Here is a 1,233-nt window from a genome sequence, read left to right as displayed (position 1 = left end):
GGCAAACCCGGACGCGATCGCAGTGGCAAAAAGCGCCGGAGTGGACATAAAACGCCTTGTAGAAGCCGGAGTGCTCGCAAAGGGCTTCATGGACGGAATAAAAGAGGGAGAACCGCAAGAAAACGAACCGAAGGGGGATGAAAACACCTCACAGGACGAACCACAAGAGCCGGAGAGCGACGAAACCGCGGAAAACGAGGAAACACCCGAGGAGCAGGAAAAAGACGCCTCAGAGGACGAAAACGAGGACGACGGAGGCGAGGGAACCGCAGACGAGGACGACGAAACGCCGGAGCCGGACGCCGGAGCGGACGAAAAAGCCGCAGAAAAGACGGCCGACAAAACAAAGACACTCACCGAGGAAGTGGGAGCCGAACTCGCAAAAATGCAGAGCGGCATCACGGAGGTGATGACGGCAAGCGCGAGGCGCATCGTCGAGCTGGTCCGCGAACAAGAGGACGCGGAGGGCGACGACAAGGGCAAGACGGCAACGACAGTAACGGCAGGCATTCTGACAGCCCAACTCAACGGAACCATTGAAGCCCTAAAAGGGATTGCCGCAACCTTGGCAGAAAGCCGGGGCGACGGCGGAGCAGAGGAACCCGACAATGGCGGGGGCTCCAAAGAGAGGTCGAAAAACGCTGAGGGCGAGCTGGAGGCCCACCTCAAGGGGGTGGAACTACAAGCGACCCTGAAAGCGATTGCCAACGGCGCAAGCGACGCGCTCGCGAAAATAAACCGAGCAAAGCGCAAGCGCTAGGCATCACTTTTTACTAGCAATAACCAACACCAAGTATGGACGAAAAAGCACTGAAAGCGATCGCGGAACAAACCGAGGGCATCGTTTCAACGCAGCTCGAGAACTTCCAAGAGGAAGTGAAAGGCATGGTTAGCAAGGAAGCCGTAGAGGCAGCCAAGCAAACTGTAGAGAAGCTTGCAGCGGAGCGTGCAGCATTCGGCGTGGACCGCACCGGGCTAACCGAGGAGCAAAAAACAGCGTTTGCGGACATGGCAAGGGCAGTCAACGGCATTCACACGAAAGCCAGCGAGGAACTTACCAGCGCAACAAACGCACGAGGAGGGTACCTTGTACCAACCGAAGTGGCGGACGCTATTTTGCGAATCGCGGCAAGCACCGGGATCATTGCGAAACAGGCAAAGCACTGGCCAATGGGCAGCGAACAACTGGACATTCCGAACTACACCGGGGCGGTTCTTGAGGGAGCATTCCTC

2 protein-coding genes are annotated in these 1,233 nt (G+C 57.5%); both read left to right on the top strand.

The genetic code is table 11. From position 1 onward, the window contains the following. A partial coding sequence (locus D6783_03820; GenBank protein RME52786.1) for a hypothetical protein occupies window positions 1-760 on the top strand: 760 nt, incomplete at its 5' end. Window positions 761-795: 35 nt separating this feature from the next. Beyond that, window positions 796-1,233 (top strand): phage major capsid protein (locus D6783_03815; protein RME52785.1); only part of this gene is annotated, 438 nt, incomplete at its 3' end.

This window comes from Candidatus Woesearchaeota archaeon (assembly GCA_003694805.1).
Taxonomy (GTDB): Archaea; Nanobdellota; Nanobdellia; order Woesearchaeales; family J110; genus J110.
Note: the sequence above shows the minus strand (reverse complement) of the source record. Positions and strands in the feature narration are given on the sequence as shown.